This is a genomic window from Klebsiella sp. GG_Kp146, assembly GCF_040061975.1.
Lineage (GTDB): Bacteria > Pseudomonadota > Gammaproteobacteria > Enterobacterales > Enterobacteriaceae > Klebsiella > Klebsiella quasipneumoniae.
In genome coordinates, this window is the sequence record NZ_JBEAHA010000008.1 from 90,527 (window position 1) to 107,480 (window position 16,954).

General features: G+C 58.8%; 16 protein-coding genes. 3 read left to right on the plus strand and 13 right to left on the minus strand.

Annotation, left to right across the window (positions count from 1 at the left end; translation table 11 throughout):
• Window positions 1-40: 40 nt before the first annotated feature.
• Window positions 41-517: an N-acetyltransferase gene (gene yhhY / locus ABLU95_RS09910; protein ID WP_072096665.1), complete on the plus strand. Its 477-nt coding sequence runs from the start codon at window positions 41-43 to the stop codon at window positions 515-517.
• Between the two features lie 89 nt (window positions 518-606).
• On the opposite strand, the gene ggt is transcribed toward yhhY, so the two are convergent.
• Window positions 607-2,352, minus strand: a complete 1,746-nt coding sequence (gene ggt / locus ABLU95_RS09915; protein WP_023291221.1) for a gamma-glutamyltransferase — start codon at window positions 2,350-2,352, stop codon at window positions 607-609.
• 123 nt (window positions 2,353-2,475) lie between these two features.
• Here ggt and ABLU95_RS09920 point away from each other — a divergent pair, with 123 nt between their 5' ends.
• Window positions 2,476-2,796, plus strand: coding sequence for a DUF2756 family protein (locus ABLU95_RS09920; RefSeq protein WP_023291222.1), 321 nt, complete (start codon window positions 2,476-2,478; stop codon window positions 2,794-2,796).
• A gap of 24 nt (window positions 2,797-2,820) precedes the next feature.
• Here the strand turns inward: ABLU95_RS09920 and ugpQ are convergent, their stop codons facing one another.
• The 10 genes from ugpQ to livK all read right to left on the minus strand — a co-directional run bounded on the left by ugpQ (window position 2,821) and on the right by livK (window position 12,904).
• Window positions 2,821-3,561, minus strand: a complete 741-nt coding sequence (ugpQ, locus tag ABLU95_RS09925; protein ID WP_023291223.1) for a glycerophosphodiester phosphodiesterase — start codon at window positions 3,559-3,561, stop codon at window positions 2,821-2,823.
• Window positions 3,558-4,628: a sn-glycerol-3-phosphate import ATP-binding protein UgpC gene (locus tag ABLU95_RS09930; RefSeq protein WP_101978489.1), complete on the minus strand. Its 1,071-nt coding sequence runs from the start codon at window positions 4,626-4,628 to the stop codon at window positions 3,558-3,560. Before ABLU95_RS09930 ends, ugpQ begins: the two co-directional genes overlap by 4 nt.
• A gap of 1 nt (window position 4,629) precedes the next feature.
• On the minus strand, window positions 4,630-5,475 hold the full coding sequence (gene ugpE / locus ABLU95_RS09935) for a sn-glycerol-3-phosphate ABC transporter permease UgpE (RefSeq protein WP_008806976.1): 846 nt from the start codon (window positions 5,473-5,475) through the stop codon (window positions 4,630-4,632).
• A complete protein-coding gene (gene ugpA, locus ABLU95_RS09940; protein WP_032454247.1) occupies window positions 5,472-6,359 on the minus strand; it encodes a sn-glycerol-3-phosphate ABC transporter permease UgpA in 888 nt (295 codons plus the stop codon). Before ugpA ends, ugpE begins: the two co-directional genes overlap by 4 nt.
• Before the next feature lie 106 nt (window positions 6,360-6,465).
• A complete protein-coding gene (gene ugpB, locus ABLU95_RS09945; RefSeq protein WP_065883165.1) occupies window positions 6,466-7,782 on the minus strand; it encodes a sn-glycerol-3-phosphate ABC transporter substrate-binding protein UgpB in 1,317 nt (438 codons plus the stop codon).
• Between the two features lie 271 nt (window positions 7,783-8,053).
• Window positions 8,054-8,767, minus strand: a complete 714-nt coding sequence (gene livF, locus ABLU95_RS09950; RefSeq protein ID WP_004145133.1) for a high-affinity branched-chain amino acid ABC transporter ATP-binding protein LivF — start codon at window positions 8,765-8,767, stop codon at window positions 8,054-8,056.
• A 1-nt stretch (window position 8,768) separates the two neighbouring features.
• Window positions 8,769-9,536, minus strand: coding sequence for a high-affinity branched-chain amino acid ABC transporter ATP-binding protein LivG (gene livG, locus ABLU95_RS09955; RefSeq protein ID WP_023291227.1), 768 nt, complete (start codon window positions 9,534-9,536; stop codon window positions 8,769-8,771).
• Window positions 9,533-10,810, minus strand: coding sequence for a branched chain amino acid ABC transporter permease LivM (livM, locus tag ABLU95_RS09960; RefSeq protein ID WP_004202111.1), 1,278 nt, complete (start codon window positions 10,808-10,810; stop codon window positions 9,533-9,535). Before livM ends, livG begins: the two co-directional genes overlap by 4 nt.
• Window positions 10,807-11,733: a high-affinity branched-chain amino acid ABC transporter permease LivH gene (gene livH, locus ABLU95_RS09965; protein WP_002920807.1), complete on the minus strand. Its 927-nt coding sequence runs from the start codon at window positions 11,731-11,733 to the stop codon at window positions 10,807-10,809. Before livH ends, livM begins: the two co-directional genes overlap by 4 nt.
• A gap of 61 nt (window positions 11,734-11,794) precedes the next feature.
• The gene (livK, locus tag ABLU95_RS09970) at window positions 11,795-12,904 is read right to left on the minus strand and encodes a high-affinity branched-chain amino acid ABC transporter substrate-binding protein LivK (RefSeq protein WP_048298510.1); all 1,110 of its coding nucleotides are present in this window, start codon (window positions 12,902-12,904) and stop codon (window positions 11,795-11,797) included.
• 423 nt (window positions 12,905-13,327) lie between these two features.
• Here livK and panM point away from each other — a divergent pair, with 423 nt between their 5' ends.
• Complete coding sequence (gene panM / locus ABLU95_RS09975) at window positions 13,328-13,711, plus strand: aspartate 1-decarboxylase autocleavage activator PanM (RefSeq protein ID WP_023291228.1); 384 nt, start codon at window positions 13,328-13,330, stop codon at window positions 13,709-13,711.
• 520 nt (window positions 13,712-14,231) lie between these two features.
• Here panM and livJ read toward each other — a convergent pair.
• Together livJ and ABLU95_RS09985 are read right to left on the minus strand one after the other, a co-directional pair.
• Window positions 14,232-15,335 (minus strand): branched chain amino acid ABC transporter substrate-binding protein LivJ, encoded by a 1,104-nt coding sequence (gene livJ, locus ABLU95_RS09980; RefSeq protein ID WP_002920812.1) that lies wholly within the window; start codon window positions 15,333-15,335, stop codon window positions 14,232-14,234.
• 257 nt (window positions 15,336-15,592) lie between these two features.
• Window positions 15,593-16,837 (minus strand): amino acid permease, encoded by a 1,245-nt coding sequence (locus ABLU95_RS09985; protein ID WP_060589716.1) that lies wholly within the window; start codon window positions 16,835-16,837, stop codon window positions 15,593-15,595.
• Between the last annotated feature and the right edge of the window lie 117 nt (window positions 16,838-16,954).

A 16,954-nucleotide genomic window follows, 5' to 3' on the forward strand; every position in this document is an offset into this window, starting at 1 on the left:
AATCAACCACCAAACAGAGGATAAGGGAATGAGTGACATAGTGATACGCCATGCCGAACCGCGCGATGCTGAACCTTTACGTATGCTGATGGCGCACCCGGAGGTCTATCATGACACGCTACAGATCCCTTACCCCGCCATGGAAGCCTGGCAGGAGAAGCTACAGCCCAAACCCCATACCTTCCATCTGGTGGCGACGCTGGACGATCGGGTTACCGGGCATCTGTCGCTCCATGTCGAACCGCGCCCTCGTCGCAGCCACGTGGCGACCTTTGGCATGGCGGTTGCCGCCGGCCATCAGGGGCGCGGTATCGGCAGCGCGCTGATGCGCGAGATGATCGACCTGTGCGATAACTGGCTGCGCGTTGACCGCATTGAGCTGACGGTGTTCGCCGATAACAAGCCGGCGATTGCGGTGTACAAAAAACACGGATTTGAGATCGAAGGCACAGGCAAGCGTTACGCGCTGCGCAACGGTGAATATGTGGATGCATATTATATGGCGAGAATGAAGTAGCATGTTGCCGGGTGGCGGCTTCGCCTTACCCGACCTGCGTTCGTGCAGTGGTTGGCCCGGTAAGCGCAGCAGCGCCACCGGGCAACATATCAATACCCCGCCGTTAAATCATCCGGCGAACGCGGGTCGGAGGCGCCATACAGCATCCCGTCCGGCCCCACCATAATGCTCTGAGTGCTGCCCATCGCCTCTTTCAGCGCCACTTTCTGCCCTTTCGCCTCCAGCAGCTTCAGGGTATCCGGGCTAAAGCCTTTCTCCACCCGCAGCTCATCCGGCAGCCATTGATGATGGAAGCGCGGGGCGTTGGTGGCTTCTGCGACGTTCATCCCGAAATCGATGGTATTGACCACCATCTGCAGCACAGTGGTGATGATCCGGCTGCCGCCCGGGCTGCCGGTCACCAGCCAGGTTTTGCCGTCTTTCACCACAATGGTCGGCGACATCGACGACAGCGGGCGTTTTTTCGGCTCCACCGCATTGGCGTCGCCGCCCACCAGGCCATAGACGTTAGGTACGCCGGGCTTCGCCGAGAAATCATCCATCTGGTTATTCAGCAGAATGCCGGAGTCCCCCGCCACAATGCCGGTGCCGAAGGTGGTATTCAGCGTATAGGTCACCGCCACCGCATTGCCGTCTTTATCGACCACCGAGAAGTGGGTGGTCTGGTTGCTTTCATAGGGCGCCAGCTTGCCCGGGCGGATCTGGCTGGAAGGCTTCGCCTTATTGACGTCGATCTCGGCGGCAATCGCTTTGGCGTAGGCTTTGCTGGTCAGCGCCTGCCACGGCACTTTGACGAAGTCAGGGTCGCCGAGATATTCAGAGCGGTCGGCATAGGCGTGTTTCTCCGCCTCCGCCATCACCTGCATAGCGTCGGCGCTGCCAAAGCCATATTTCTGCAAATCGAAGTTTTCGAGGATATTGAGGATCTGCACGATGTGGATCCCGCCGGAGGAGGGCGGCGGCATAGAGTAGATCTCATACCCGCGATATTCGCCGCTAATCGGCGTGCGCTCCACGGCCTTATAGTTAGCGAGGTCGGCTTTGGTGATAAGCCCGCCGTGCTTTTTCATCTCGTCCGCGATCTGGTCGGCAATAGCGCCTTTATAGAAGGCATCCGGACCGTGCTCGGCAATCAGCTCGAGGCTTTTCCCCAGGTTCTTCTGTACCAGCCGGTCGCCCTTCTTCAGCGGCTCGCCGTTCTTCCAGAAGATCGCTTTACTGTTTTCGTGCTGCGGGATCACTTCGCTGCCGTAGGTCTTCAGATCGTCCGCCAGCGCATCGTTAACAATAAAGCCCTCTTCCGCCAGCTTGATTGCCGGGCGGATCACTTTGTTCAGCGGCATGGTGCCGTATTTTTCCAGGGCAAGAGAGAAGCCCGCCACGCTGCCTGGCGTGCCAGAGGCCAGATGCGAGGTGAGCGATTTTTTACTGTCCGGGTTACCCTGGTCGTCGAGGAACATGTCGCGGGTGGCCTGCTCTGGCGCCATTTCGCGGAAATCGATCGCCGTAGTCTTGCCGTCTTTCGTCCGCAGCATCATAAAACCGCCGCCGCCGATATTCCCCGCCTGCGGATGAGTGACCGCCAGCGCGTAGCCAACCGCCACCGCCGCATCGACGGCGTTGCCGCCCTGGCGCAGAATATCCACCCCGACGCGGGTGGCCAGCGCATCCACCGAGGCCACCATGCCCTGCCGGGCGCGCACCGGGTGGAATACATCCTCCTCTACGCCATAAGAGACCGGCGGCGGCGGCGGTGGACTGGCGGCGACGGTAAAACTACCGCCCGCCAGCAACGCAGCGATGACCACCTGACGCCAGATTGTTGTTTTTATCATTGTCTTACTCCTGATAGGTAGGTTTCATTCCCCGCTTAAGCCTGGTTGATAACTCCTAAAAAATCATTGTTATGGCGGATTCGAGGTACACTTAAGTGATCCCACGCACGGGAGGAGAAAACCATGAAAGCGATGTTATTTCTGGCGGCGCTGATGCCGCTCGGCGTTTTAGCCCAGCCAATCAATATTGATAACAACCCCAACCAGCCGGGTTACGTGGTCCCCAGCCAGCAGCGCATGCAAAATGAGATGAAGGTGCAGCAACAGCAGCAACAGAGCATGCTGAAGCAGAATCTGAACAATCAGACTCGCTCCCAGCAGCAGCATCTGCAAAACCAGCTGCAGACCAATCAGCAGCGCGCGGCGCAGGGCGGGAATCTCAATCCGCCGCAGCAGGTGCTGCCAAACAACAACGGAGGGATGCTGCGGCAGACCAACCCGTAAAGGCCAGCCGCCGCGCAGCGGTCATTAAGGCTGGAAATGGGGCCCGATGACGTCAATGGCATCGGTGCAGATGCAGTCTACGCCCCAGCGCAGCAGCTCGGCGGCGCGCTGGGGTTTGTTAACGGTATACACCAGGATATGCAGGCCGGCCTGTTTCAGGCTTGCCACCCGCCCGGCGTCCAGCAGCTTGTGGTTGAGGTGAATGGAGACGCAGCCCAGCCGGGTGGTCAACTCCCGCCAGTCCTCACGCCACTCATCCAGCAACAGCCCGCGCGGCAGCTCGGGGGCGGCTTCCTGCGCCGCTTCCAGGGCATCGATTTCAAACGACGACAGCAGCGGCGCGGTCATTCCCGCCCACAGCTCCCGCGCCGCCAGGGCCACCACGTTGCCGGTCTGCGGCCCAAGGCCGGTGGTCGGTTTAATTTCGATATTCGCCATCATGCCGTGACGGCGGCAGCGCTCCGCCACCTGGGAGAGCAGCGGCAGCGGCTCGCCCTTAAATTCACGGCTGAACCAGCTACCGGCATCAACCTTCAGCAGATCGTCCCATGGCAGCTCCCCCGCCACGCCCCAGCCGTTGCTGGTGCGTTCGAGATTATCGTCATGCAGCAGAAAGATCTGCCCGTCCTTTGACAGCTTGGCGTCAAATTCAATCATCGTGTGCCCGTAGCGAGCGCCGACGTCGATAGCCGCCAGGGTGTTCTCCGGCGCCAGTTTACCGCCGCCGCGATGGGCGACGATACGGGGATAAGGCCAGTTACTCATGCGCGTTGTCCTGTTTCACCATCAAAGAGGTGCAGATGTTCCAAAGGCAGATGCAGCCATAGCGTGCTGCCTGCCGCCGGGCGCTGCTGGTGCGGCAGCCTGACCACCAGCTTCTGTTCGCCCCAGCGCCCGTGGGCAAGGTTATCGGCGCCTAAAATTTCCAGGGAGTCCATCAGCAGCGGAATGCCGCCTTGCGCCTGCGAGCTTAAGATAAAATGCTCCGGGCGGATACCGAGGGTCATTTTACGCCCGGCGTGGCGCCGGTGCTCATGATTCGTCGGCAGCTGGATGCCGCCCGCCAGCTCAAAGCGACCGCCGTCATCGCTGATGTGCCCTTCCAGCAGGTTCATGGCCGGGCTGCCGATAAAGCTCGCCACAAAGCGGCTGGCCGGCTTCTCATACACTTCCACCGGGGTGCCGATCTGCTCGGCAACGCCTTTATTCATCACCATCACCCGCTGAGCGAGGGTCATCGCCTCCACCTGATCATGGGTAACGTACAGCGAGGTGGTTTTCAGGCGGCGATGCAGCTGCTGCAGCTCAAGACGCATCTGCACGCGCAGCTTGGCGTCGAGGTTTGACAACGGTTCGTCGAAGAGGAATACCGCCGGGTCACGCACGATGGCGCGGCCCATCGCCACGCGCTGGCGCTGGCCGCCGGAGAGCTCGCGCGGGCGGCGCTTGAGCAGGCCGTCGAGCTCAAGAATACGCGCCGCCTCCTGCACCCGCTCGGCGATCAATCCCTTACCCATGCCGCGGATCTTCAGCCCCCACGCCATGTTCTCTTCCACGCTCATATGCGGATAAAGGGCATAGTTCTGGAACACCATGGCGATGCCGCGATCCTTCGGCTCCATCTCGGTGACCCGCTTGCGGTCGATCCAGATATCGCCGCTGGTCACCCGCTCCAGTCCGGCGACCATCCGCAGCAGCGTTGATTTCCCGCAGCCCGACGGGCCGACCATGACGATAAATTCCCCGTCCGCCACGTCCAGCGTCAGCGGTTGAATCACCTGGGTTTTGCCATCCCAGCTTTTGCTTACTGCCTGTAGTTTTAAACCAGCCATTTTATTTCTCACTATCGACCAGGCCACGCACAAATGCGCGCTGCATGGCTAAAACGATGACAACCGGCGGGATCAGGGTCAGCAGCATCGCCGCCATCACCTGATTCCACTGGGTAGTACCTTCGCCGGTGGCGATCATGCCTTTGATGCCGGCGACGGCAGTGCCAAGATTCACATCCTGAATAATCAGCAACGGCCACAGATACTGATTCCAGCCGTAGATAAAAGTGATGACGAACAGCGCCGCGAGGTTGGTTTTCGACAGCGGCAGCACGATGTCGCGAAAGAAGCGCATCGGCGAAGCGCCATCGATACGCGCTGCTTCAATCAGCTCGTCCGGCAGGGTCATAAAGAACTGGCGGAACAGGAAGGTGGCGGTGGCCGAGGCCATTAGCGGCAGCGTAAGCCCGGCGTAGCTGTCGAGCATGTTGAGATTGGCGATCACTTCCACCGTCGGGAAAATACGCACCTCGACCGGCAGCATTAGCGTGATAAAGATCATCCAGAAGAACAGGTTACGCAGCGGAAAGCGGAACCAGACGATGGCGAACGCCGACAGCATCGACACGACGATTTTGCCCACCGTAATGGCGAACGCCATGATGAAGCTGTTGAGCATCATCAGCCAGAACGGCGCGCTGTTGACGCCAACGCCGTTCACCCAGATGGTCTTCATGTTCTCCAGCAGATGTCCGCCGGGGATCAGCGTCATCGGCGTTTCGAACACCGATTGGTTATCCAGCGTCGCCGCCACGAAGGCGACATACAGCGGGAATAAAATAACGGCGATGCCCAGAATCAGCATGGTGTGGCTGAAAATCGTCAGCCCGCGACGGTTCTCAATCATTGGTAACGCACCTTACTTTCAACGTAACGGAACTGCACCACCGTCAGGATAATGACGAGGAACATCAGCACCACCGACTGCGCGGCGGAAGCGGAAAGATCGAGCCCGGCGAAACCTTCGCGATAGATTTTGTAAATCAGGGTGGTGGTCGCCTGCACCGGGCCGCCGGCGGTGGCGGCATCGATCACCGGGAAGGTGTCGAAGAAGGCGTAAACCAGGTTGACCACCAGCAGGAAGAAACTCACCGGCGCAATCAGCGGCAGTGCCAGCCTGAAGAAGCGGCGGATTGGCCCGGCGCCGTCGATAGCGGCAGCCTCAACCAGCGAACGCGGGATCGACTGCAGCGCGGCGAAGAAAAACAGGAAGTTGTAGCTTATCTGCTTCCATACCGAGGCGAAGACCACCAGGAACATCGCCTGGCCGCTGTTCTGCGCGTGGTTCCAGTCGTAGCCCAGCTCGCCGAGGAAATGGGTGATCAGCCCGCGCCCGGGGTTAAAGAGGAAGATCCACAGCACCGCCGCCACCGCGGGGGCCACGGCATACGGCAGCAGCATCAGAGTCTGATAGAAGCGGCTGCCGCGCACCACGTAGTCGACCAGCGCAGCGAAAAAGAGCGAAATAAGCAGGCCGCTGACGGTCACCAGGGCGCTGAATTTGATAGTGGTCCAGAACGAATCCAGATAGTACGGGTCATGGAACAGCGCCACGAAGTTATCCAGGCCGACAAACTGGCTGGACAGGCCAAACGGATCGACGCTCTGTAGCGAATACCACAGCGCTTCGCCCGCGGGCCAGATAAAGAAAATCAGCGTGATAATCAGCTGCGGCGCGACCAGGACATAGGGCAGCCAGCGCGAGCGGAATACCGGACGGGATGATGACATTGAGATTGGGTTCCTGAACAATGCCGGGTGGCGGCTACGCCCTACCCGGCCTACATAAGGCACATCGTAGGCCCGGTAAGCGCAGCGCCACCGGGCAAGTTACAGATTACGATTTGGTCGCTTGTTCGAAGCGGCGCAGCAGCTGGTTCCCACGCTGAACGGCGGAATCCAGCGCCTGTTGCGGGGTTTTCTTGCCGGTCCACACGCTCTCCAGCTCTTCATCGACGATGGTGCGGATTTGCGGCATGTTGCCCAGACGCAGACCTTTGGTGAACGGCAACGGCGGCTTGTTCAGCATCTGGCGCGTGGCGATATCGGCGCCCGGGTTCTTATCATAGAAACCCTGCTGGCGGGTCAGATCGTAGGCCGCGGTGGTGATCGGCAGATAGCCGGTTTTCTGGTGCCATTCGGCGGCATTTTCCGGTTTGGTCAGGAAGTCGAGGAACTTCGCCACGCCGGTGTAGGTCTCTTTGTCTTTACCCTGCATCACCCACAGGCTGGCCCCGCCGATGATGGCGTTCTGCGGCGCGCCTTTCACGTCGGCATCGTAAGGCATCATGCCGACGCCGTAGTTAAATTTGGCGTACTGGCGGATATCGGCCAGCGAGCCGGACGAGGCAGTGGTAATGGCGCAGTCGCCGTTATAAAACTTTTCGGTGGACTCGTCTTTACGCCCGAAGTAGCTGAAATCGCCCTTCTTGTTCATCGCTTCGAGCAGCGCGATATGCTTCACCTGCTCCGGCTTGTTGAACTCAAGAACCGCGTCGGTGCCGTCAAAGCCATTGTTTTTCGTCGCCACCGGCAGGCCGTGCCAGGCGCTGAAGTTCTCAATCTGGATCCAGCCCTGCCAGCCGCTGGCGTAGCCGCACTTCATCCCGGCGGCTTTCAGCTTCGCGGTGTAGGCCGCCAGATCCTGCCAGGTCTTCGGCGGCTGCTCCGGATCTAAGCCGGCTTTTTTGAAGGCGTCTTTGTTGTAGTACAGCACCGGCGTGGAGCTGTTAAACGGCTGGGAGAGCAGATGGCCGGTTTTCGAATCGGTGTAATACCCGGCGACCGTCGGCACAAACTGCGATTCATCAAACGTGATGCCCGCCTCGCTGAACACCTGGTAGACCGGCTTAATGGCTTTTGACGCCATCATGGTGGCGGTACCCACTTCATACACCTGCAGGATCGCCGGCGCGTTGCCGGTACGGAAGGCGGCGATACCGGCGCTCAGGCTCTGTTCATAGTTGCCCTTGTATACCGGAACGATTTTGTAATCAGGATTGGCCGCGTTAAAGCGTTGCGCCAGAGAATCCACTTCTTTACCCAGTTCGCCTTCCATTGAGTGCCAGAACGGGATGGTGGTAACCGCCAGGGCCTGACCGGCAAAAGCCAGGCTCAGCGCCAGTCCTAAAGCTGTATGTCGTAACGATATCATCGGTTATCTCTCTTGTTGTGCCGGATGCGCGATTTCACGCGTTTTATGCTCGCGGGGTAACATGACATGTTCGAATTACAGAAAAATAACTTTTTTATTACAAAAAAAAGATAGTAACGGGTCAGAGAGATGACAAGCCGATGAAAGGACGGGGGAAGTAAAGTGGGAGCTGAGACACGGATAATAGTTGTGCGATCGGCTCCCGGGGTCGGCGCAAGCGCCTCGCCCGGGCTACAAACCGGCGAAGTGAATGACGCCGGGTTGCGATGAATTAACCGCCGAGATAGGCGCTGCGCACCGCCTCGTTGGCCAGCAGCGCGTCGCCGGTATCCTCCAGCACCACGTGGCCGTTCTCCAGCACGTAGCCGCGATCGGCCAGCTTCAGCGCCTGGTTGGCGTTCTGCTCAACCAGGAAGATAGTCATCCCCTGCTCGCGCAGCTGCTCGATGGTATCGAAGATCTGCTGAATGATGATCGGCGCCAGCCCCAGCGACGGTTCATCCAGCAGCAGCAGACGCGGCTGGCTCATCAGGGCGCGGCCGATGGCCAGCATCTGCTGTTCGCCGCCGGACATGGTGCCGGCGCGCTGGATACGGCGCTCGTGCAGACGCGGAAACAGCTCATACACCCATTTGATGCGGGTCTGGAACTGATCGCGGTCGGCAAAAAAACCGCCCATCGCCAGGTTCTCTTCCACCGTCATTCGCGAAAAGACGCGCCGCCCTTCCGGGACGATCGCCACCGCCTCGCGCATGATCTTCGCCGTCTGCCAGTCGGTAATATCCTTACCGTCAAAGACAATACGCCCGCTGGAGGCGCGCGGATCGCCGCACAGCGTGCCGAGCAGGGTGGTTTTCCCCGCGCCGTTGGCGCCGATAAGCGTGACGATCTCGCCCTGTTTGATATGCAAGCTGACGTTGTGCAGCGCCTGAATCTTGCCGTAGTGGGCGCTGACGTTGTCAAAAGTTAACATCGCGTTTTCCATCTTATGCCTCACCAAGGTATGCGCGGATCACGTCCGGGTTATTACGAATCTCTTCCGGCGTCCCGTTGGCCAGCGGTGTCCCCTGGTTCACGACGTAGATGCGATCGGAAATGCCCATCACCAGCTTCATATCGTGTTCGATAAGCAGGATGGTGGTGTTGTGATGGTTACGCAGCTCGGCGATAAGCTCGTCCAGCTCTTTGGTCTCTTTCGGGTTCAGCCCCGCCGCCGGTTCATCGAGCATCAGAATTTCCGGCTGGGTCACCATGCAGCGGGCAATCTCCAGCCGGCGCTGGTCGCCATAGGCCAGGTTGCTGGCCTGCCGGTTAGCGTGCTCCAGCAGGCCGATACGCTCAAGCCAGGTGGCCGCGCGGTCCAGCGCTTCGCTCTGCGCCCGACGGAAGGCCGGCGTTTTCAGCAGGCCGGAGAAGAGCCCGGTTTTCAGCTGCTGATGTTGCGCCACCAGCAGGTTTTCAATCACCGTCATTTCGCGGAACAGGCGCACGTGCTGGAAGGTCCGCACCACGCCCATCCGGGCAATCTGCTGGCCCGGCAGCCCTTCCAGATGCTGATCGCGCAGCAGAATGGTGCCGCCGGTGGGCTTGTAAAAACCGGTCAGGCAGTTAAAGACGGTGGTCTTCCCGGCGCCGTTGGGGCCGATCAGCGAGACGATCTCGCGCTCTTTGAGCTCCAGCGACACATTGTTGACGGCCAGCAGACCGCCAAAACGCATCATCAGGCCGCTGACGGATAATAATGGCTGACTCATGCCTGCTCTCCTTTCGCCTGACCGTTTTTCAGCTTCAACTGCACGCGCGTCATTGGCAGAAGCCCCTGCGGACGCCAGATCATCATCAGCACCATCAGGCCGCCGAGCATTAACATGCTGTATTCGTTAAAGTCACGCATCAGCTCACGCGACACCACCAGCAGAATAGCCGCCAGGATCACCGCAAACTGCGAGCCCATCCCGCCCAGCACGACGATCGCCAGTACAAAGGCGGACTCGGCGAAGGTAAAGGATTCCGGGCTGACGAAGCCCTGGCGCGCGGCGAACAGCGTCCCGGCGAAGCCGGCAAACGCGGCGCTGATGGTAAAGGCGGTCAGCTTGATGCGCGTCGGGCTCAGGCCCAGCGAACGACAGGCGATCTCATCTTCACGCAGCGCTTCCCACGCCCGCCCCAGCGGCATCCGCAGCAGGCGGTTGATAACGAACAGGCTCAGCACCACCAGCAGCAGCGCCACCAGATAGAGGAAAATGACCCGGTCGGAGGGATCGTATTTGACGCCGAAGAAGTTGCTGAAGGTATCCCAGCCGCCTTCGCGGGCGCTGCGGCTGAATTCGAGGCCAAAGAAGGTCGGTTTCGGGATCTGGCTGATGCCGTTTGGCCCGCCGGTGATTTCGGTATTGTTGAGCAGCAGAATACGCACGATCTCGCCGAAGCCTAAGGTCACGATCGCCAGGTAGTCGCCGCGCAGACGCAGCACCGGGAAGCCAAGCAGGAAGCCAGCCGCCGCGGAGACCAGGCCGGCCAGCGGCAGACAGGTCCAGAAGCCGAGACCGTAATAGTGGTTCAGCAGCGCGAAGGTATACGCGCCGATGGCGTAGAACCCGCCGTAGCCCAGGACCAGCAGGCCGGAAAGGCCGACCACCACGTTCAGCCCAAGGCCGAGAATGATATAGATCATCGTCAGGGTGGCGATATCCACCGTACCGCGCGACACCATAAACGGCCAGGCCACGGCAATCACCAGCAGGGCTATCAGGAACAACTTCTGCTTCACCGTCGAGCCGTCAATCGCCGGCATAATAAACTTCGGCCCGGAGACGTTCTTAACCGCTTTCTGGAACAGCGGCCGCAGCAGCTGGAAGAAAAAGACCACCGCGGTGCCGATGAAGATCCACTGCCAGCGAATATCGGCGGCGGTATCCACCACCAGTTTGGTGCCGTTCAGCTCCAGCTGCACGCCCATAAAGACGCCCGCCAGAATGAAGAACATCGCAGCAGAGAGCAGCGCCATTGCAATTTGCATCGGTTTCATACTTTTTCCACCTCCGGGCGGCCCAGAATGCCGGTCGGCATCACTAACAGCACCAGAATCAGCAGCGCAAAGGAAACCACATCCTTATATTCGGTGCTGAGATAGGCAGAAGAGAGCGCCTCGGCAATACCCAGGATCAGGCCGCCGATCATCGCGCCGGGGATACTGCCGATACCGCCGAGCACGGCGGCGGTGAAGGCCTTCATCCCGGCCATAAAGCCGATGTAGGGGTTAATCACGCCGTAGAACTGACCCAGCAGCACGCCCGCCACCGCCGCCATCGCTGCGCCGATGACAAAGGTCAGGGCAATGACGCGATCGGTGTTAATGCCGAGCAGGCTCGCCATTTTCAGGTCTTCGGCACAGGCGCGGCAGGCGCGCCCCATCCGCGAGTAGCGAATGAACAGCGTCAGGGCCAGCATGGCGATAAAGGTCACCACCCAGATCACCAGCTGCATGGTGGTGATCGTCGCGGAGAAGCTGTCGCTGTGGCCGACGACCCACTGGCCGTTAAACAGGCTCGGCAGCGCCACGTCGCGGGAGCCCTGGGTCAGGCTGACGTAGTTCTGCAGGAAGATAGACATCCCGATAGCGGAGATCAGCGCAATCAGACGCTTGGAATTACGCACCGGCCGATAGGCCACGCGCTCAATGCTCCAGCCGTAGGCGCTGGCAATCACAATGGCACCCACGAAGCCGGCGGCGACCAGCAGCCAGCTGGTGTCGATACCCATCATCATCAGCGCGGCGATGATCATGAAGGAGACATAGCTGCCAATCATGTAGACCTCGCCATGGGCGAAGTTGATCATGCCGATAATGCCGTACACCATCGTATAGCCGATGGCGATCAGCGCGTAGGTACTGCCCAGCGTGACGCCGTTAAACATCTGCTGCAGAAAATAGAGAAACTGCTCGGACATAAGGTAACCTTTTTCAAACCGCCCGCGGATCGCGGGCGGAGGGATAACTCATCTTCAGCGCTTATTTCGCCGCGCTCGAAGAGCCGTCGGCGTGCCACTGGAAGACACCAAACTCAAATCCCTTCAGATCGCCTTTTTCATCCCAGGTCAGCGGCCCAATCACGGTTTTCGCCCCGTGCGCTTTCAAATCTTTGATTAAATCCAGCGGCTGCTGGCTGCCGGTTCTGTCCATCGCCTGCGCCAGCGACTGAACCGCGGCGTAAGTGATCCAGACATACGGCCCGCTCGGATCTTTCTTCTCCGCTTTCAGCGCGTTGACGATGGCGCTGTTGGCAGGGTCCTGATCGTAGCGTTTTGGCATCGTCACCAGCATCCCTTCCGCCGCGGCGCCCGCGATATTGGACAGCGAGGCGTTGCCGACCCCTTCCGGCCCCATAAACACGGTTTTCAGCCCCACGGAGCGCGCCTGGCGCAGCATCTGGCCCATTTCCGGGTAGTAACCGCCGTAGTAGACGAAGTCGATGTTCTCTTTCTTCAGGCGCGCCAGCAGCGCGGAGAAATCTTTCTCGCCCGCGGTGATGCCGTCAAAGAAGACGATGTTGGCCCCGGCTTTTTTCAGGTTGTCCTGCACCGAACGCGCCAGCCCTTCGCCGTACTGCTGCTTGTCATGAATGATGGCGATACGCTGCGGTTTGACGTTCTCGACGATATATTTCGCCGCGGTCGGCCCCTGCGAGGAGTCGAGGCCGGCGGTACGCATGATGTACTGATAGCCGCGCTGGGTCAGCTCCGGGTTGGTCGCTCCCGGGGAGATCATCAGGATGCCTTCATCCTCATAGATATCGGAAGCCGGCTGGGTGGAAGAGGAGCACAGGTGGCCGATAACGTACTGAATACCGTCGTTGACGATTTTGTTGGCCACCGCGACCGCTTGCTTCGGATCGCAGGCGTCGTCATATTCGACGGCCACCAGCTTGTCGCCCTTAATACCGCCGCTGGCGTTGATGTCTTTAATCGCCTGACGCGCGCCGTTGAACTCCATGTCGCCCCACTGGGCCACCGGACCCGACATCGCGCCGACCACGGCGACCTTAATATCCTTGGCCATCGCCGCGTGCGACATCGCTAATGCGACAATGCCCGCGACGATGGTTTTCGCGTTCCTTTTCATGCTGCAGAACCCCGTTCGTGATGTGGTGTAAATGTTTTGTATTTTTATGGTTAAAAAGCATTCTGTGCTTTTATTAAACAACGCCATTTTTACCATTGAGTTTAATGGTTTAGCGCAGCTTTTCACTAAAAAACAGATTAAAATCTCTATTTTTCAGTCGATTAAGCAAAGATAATATTCTGTATTTTGCTGAAGATAAACAAAAAAAAGTCCATGCGGCAGCATAAAATAACGATACATAAGGCGGAATAAAACGCTGCACATTAGGTTAAAATCCTGCTTATTTTTCGATCCATGACGGATTGCGCTACCCCAACAACGCCAGGAAAACGAATCCCCTGATGTCTGCGCAAAAAACAGCGCTCCGCCAGACAGCAATTTTGGGTACACTGGCGCCTCTGTTTTGCACTGGACTTGCCGCCCATGAAACTGACTATTATCCGTTTACAGCACTTCAGCGATCAGGATCGCATTGATCTGGGGAAAATCTGGCCGTCGCAGGATCTGTCGACGCTGACCCTGGATGAAAACCATCGTCTCTATGCCGCCCGCTTTAACGAGCGCCTGTTGGGCGCTGTGCGCGTTACCCTGCGCGGCGTCGAAGGTGAGCTCAGCGATCTGTGCGTGCGTGAAGTGACCCGCCGCCGCGGCGTCGGGCAATATTTAGTGGAAGAGACATTGCGTGATAACCCGGCGATCAATAGCTGGCGCGTCGCCGACCGCGGGGTGGAAGACCGCGGCGTGATGGCGGCCTTTATGCAGGCGCTCGGCTTTAGCGCCCAGCAGACCGGTTGGGAAAAGCATTAAGCCGTAGCCCCAATAAGCGGAGCATGGCCAAGGAAGAACCCGGCGGCGCTTCGCTTAGCCGGGCTACCTGGCTTACATCAGTAAGTGACCGGGGTTGAGGGGGGCAGACAACGCATTTGCAGCGTGAAAGGCGCCCCACCCATTTAACCCAGCTTTTCGCGTTGCAAAAAGGCGTCAAGACCCGACATCCCCGGGAGCTTACATCAGTAAGTGACCGGGGTTGAGGGGCGCAGACAACGCATTTGCAGCGTGAAAGGCGCCCCACCCATTTAACCCAGCTTTTCGCGTTGCAAAAAGGCGTCAAGACCCGACATCCCCGGGAGCTTACATCAGTAAGTGACCGGGGTTGAGGGGGGCAGACAACGCATTAGCAGCGTGAAAGGCGCCCCACCCATTTAACCCAGCATTTCGCGTTGCAAAAAGGCGTCAAGACCCGAAATCCCCGGGAGCTTACATCAGTAAGTGACCGGGGTTGAGGGGCGCAGACAACGCATTTGCAGCGTGAAAGGCGCCGGTTAAATTATTTGGCGTCGGTCGCCGTACCGTTAGCATGCCAGGTAAAGACACCGAACTCGAAGCCTTTCAGGTCGCCTTTCTGATCCCATGACAGCGGGCCCATCACGGTGTCTACCGTCGCCCCTTTCAGGTATTTAGCGATTTCCGCCGGATCGTCAGACTGATTCAGGCCCGCCTGCAGCGACTGCAGCGCCGCGTAGGTGGTCCAGACGAAGGCGCCGCTCGGATCCTGTTTCTTCGCCTTGATCGCATCCACGATCGGTTTGTTCGCCGGCACCTGGTCGTAGTTCTTCGGCTTGGTCACCAGCAGGCCTTCCGCCGACTCGCCGGCGATGTTAGACAGGGAGACGTTCGCTACGCCTTCCGGTCCCATAAACTGGGTTTTCAGACCGGCAGCGCGGGCCTGACGCAGGATCTGGCCCATTTCCGGGTGGTAACCGCCGTAGTAGACGAAGTCGATATTCTCTTTCTTCAGGCGCGCCACCAGAGTGGAGAAATCTTTCTCACCGGCGGTGATCCCGTCGAAGAAGACCACGTTCGCCCCGCCTTTTTTCAGGCCATCCTGCACCGCACGGGCCAAGCCTTCGCCGTACTGCTGTTTGTCATGCACGACTGCGATACGCTGCGGCTTCACTTTGTCGAGAATGTATTTCGCCGCGGTTGGTCCCTGGTCGGAGTCCAGACCGGTGGTGCGCAGGATCAGCTTATAGCCGCGCGCGGTCAGCTCAGGCGCGGTCGCAGCGGGGGTGATCATCAGAATGCCTTCGTCTTCATAGATGTCAGACGCCGGCTGAGTGGAAGAGGAGCACAGGTGGCCGATAACGTATTTGATCCCGTCGTTGACCACTTTGTTGGCGACCGCTACCGCCTGTTTCGGGTCGCAAGCGTCATCATATTTTACGATCTGCAGCTTATTGCCCTTAATGCCGCCCTTCGCGTTGATATCCGCTACCGCCTGCTCGGCGCCGGTAAACTCCTGATCGCCGTACTGGGCCACCGGGCCGGACATCGCCCCGACTACCGCGATTTTGATATCTTCCGCCAGCGCCGCGCTGCTCATAACTAAGGCAATACATCCTGCCAGTAACGCTTTACCCTTCATATTCATCCTGAGGCTCCCCATTATTATGGTTTTTGCATTTGTTGTGATGTTGTTTGTTAGCGCATTATTTTGTTTATATCGATAGGAAAAGCATATGATAGCTAACCAACCGGGGGCTGCTCGCGCTTTTGCAGCACACTATGCTAAACATACCGTCATTCTGAGGAATTTGAAACGACTAAATTGCGGGCTATGTAACAGATAAGTGACAAATAAAAAAACCGCGCCAGCATGAACCGGACGCGGTGCAAAACAGGCCCTGATTACCAGCCAGCGGGCAGGTAGCCTACCGCGGACGCTACCGCGTAGACGGCGCTGCAAAGATACAACAACACAATGAAGCATTGGATAAGCGGATGGGTCATCCAGGCCGGACAGGTCCAGCCCGGCGTCAGGTCGCCACGCTGGCGGGCGCCCTTGAGCATCAGGATCGGCATAATCGATAAAATAACGCCGCTGAACACCCCGGCAAAATAGAGCGCGTTGACGAAAGAGACCATACCGCTGTAGGCCAGCACGAACGGCGGGATCGCCACCACCAGCAGCACCATCAAGCGGCGGGCGGGCTGTTCATCATTCCCCAGGCGGAACTGATCGAAGATATTGGTCAGGAAGCTGCCGCCCAGTCCCCAGTAGGAGGTCAACATCGCGCACAGCGCAAACAGGTTGGCGGAGAAGAAGGCCCATTCGCCAAGCGCCCTGCCCCAGGAGATGGTGGCCACATCCGAAATATTGTCCAGGCCATTAAGCGAGATCACCGACAGCGGCACCAGCGCCAGCAGGGTAAAGGTCAGCGCCATACCGACCATAATGGCTTTAGGCAATTTTTCCGGTTTGTCGGCGAAGCCTCGCGCCATTTCCGGGACGATATACTGTGCCGAGAAGCAGAACGCCACGACGTTGAAGACCGGAACCATATACAGCCAGTTGCCGTCGAGCAGATAGCCCACGCGGGTGGTCTCTTTCAGCAGCGTGGCAATCACCAGCACCGAGATCATCACCACCATACCGATGCTGATAAATTTCTCGCCGCGGCCGATCGCCTTCAGCCCCAGATACAGCACCCCTGCCGCCGGGACGAAAAACAGCACGCTGCCCAGCGCCGGCGAAATGCCAAACAGGGAGTAGAGCAGCTTGCCGCTGCCGGTCATATAAGCCGTCAATGCGCCGACGCTGTTGACGCAGACGGAGAGGAACATCATCAGCGCGCCAAAGCCGCCGACGTAGCGCTTTGATAATCCGCTGAGCTGCAGATGTTTACGCGTGCGGAGCGTAGATTCCGCGACATAGAGCATGGTCACCGTGGTCAGGCTGCCCACCAGCACCAGCCAGAACAGCAGCGGTAAAAAGCCTGCTTTGCTTGACGCATAGGCGATGGAGAGGACACCCGCGCCGATATTGGTACCGACAATCATCGATACCCCTTCGACGAAGCTCAGAGATTTTGCAGGGACAGCCGTACGTTCCCGGCCGGTGAGGGCGGGAGAAAAGGTGGAGTTTTCAGACATAATACTTTCCGTTTTACTCCGGCGGTTTTCTCCGCCGGAAAAAAGGTGATATCAGGGTGATAAACCACTCACGCTGAGCATGAACAGCCGGCTGCGGCTTCCTGTTTCTGTTCGGCT

Coding starts and splice junctions, on each gene's coding strand:
- ggt (WP_023291221.1), bottom strand. CDS start 2,352: ATGATAAAAACAACAATCTGGCGTCAGGTGGTCATCGCTGCGTTGCTG.
- ABLU95_RS09920 (WP_023291222.1), top strand. CDS start 2,476: ATGAAAGCGATGTTATTTCTGGCGGCGCTGATGCCGCTCGGCGTTTTA.
- ugpQ (WP_023291223.1), bottom strand. CDS start 3,561: ATGAGTAACTGGCCTTATCCCCGTATCGTCGCCCATCGCGGCGGCGGT.
- ABLU95_RS09930 (WP_101978489.1), bottom strand. CDS start 4,628: ATGGCTGGTTTAAAACTACAGGCAGTAAGCAAAAGCTGGGATGGCAAA.
- ugpE (WP_008806976.1), bottom strand. CDS start 5,475: ATGATTGAGAACCGTCGCGGGCTGACGATTTTCAGCCACACCATGCTG.
- ugpA (WP_032454247.1), bottom strand. CDS start 6,359: ATGTCATCATCCCGTCCGGTATTCCGCTCGCGCTGGCTGCCCTATGTC.
- ugpB (WP_065883165.1), bottom strand. CDS start 7,782: ATGATATCGTTACGACATACAGCTTTAGGACTGGCGCTGAGCCTGGCT.
- livF (WP_004145133.1), bottom strand. CDS start 8,767: ATGGAAAACGCGATGTTAACTTTTGACAACGTCAGCGCCCACTACGGC.
- livG (WP_023291227.1), bottom strand. CDS start 9,536: ATGAGTCAGCCATTATTATCCGTCAGCGGCCTGATGATGCGTTTTGGC.
- livM (WP_004202111.1), bottom strand. CDS start 10,810: ATGAAACCGATGCAAATTGCAATGGCGCTGCTCTCTGCTGCGATGTTC.
- livH (WP_002920807.1), bottom strand. CDS start 11,733: ATGTCCGAGCAGTTTCTCTATTTTCTGCAGCAGATGTTTAACGGCGTC.
- livK (WP_048298510.1), bottom strand. CDS start 12,904: ATGAAAAGGAACGCGAAAACCATCGTCGCGGGCATTGTCGCATTAGCG.
- panM (WP_023291228.1), top strand. CDS start 13,328: ATGAAACTGACTATTATCCGTTTACAGCACTTCAGCGATCAGGATCGC.
- livJ (WP_002920812.1), bottom strand. CDS start 15,335: ATGAATATGAAGGGTAAAGCGTTACTGGCAGGATGTATTGCCTTAGTT.
- ABLU95_RS09985 (WP_060589716.1), bottom strand. CDS start 16,837: ATGTCTGAAAACTCCACCTTTTCTCCCGCCCTCACCGGCCGGGAACGT.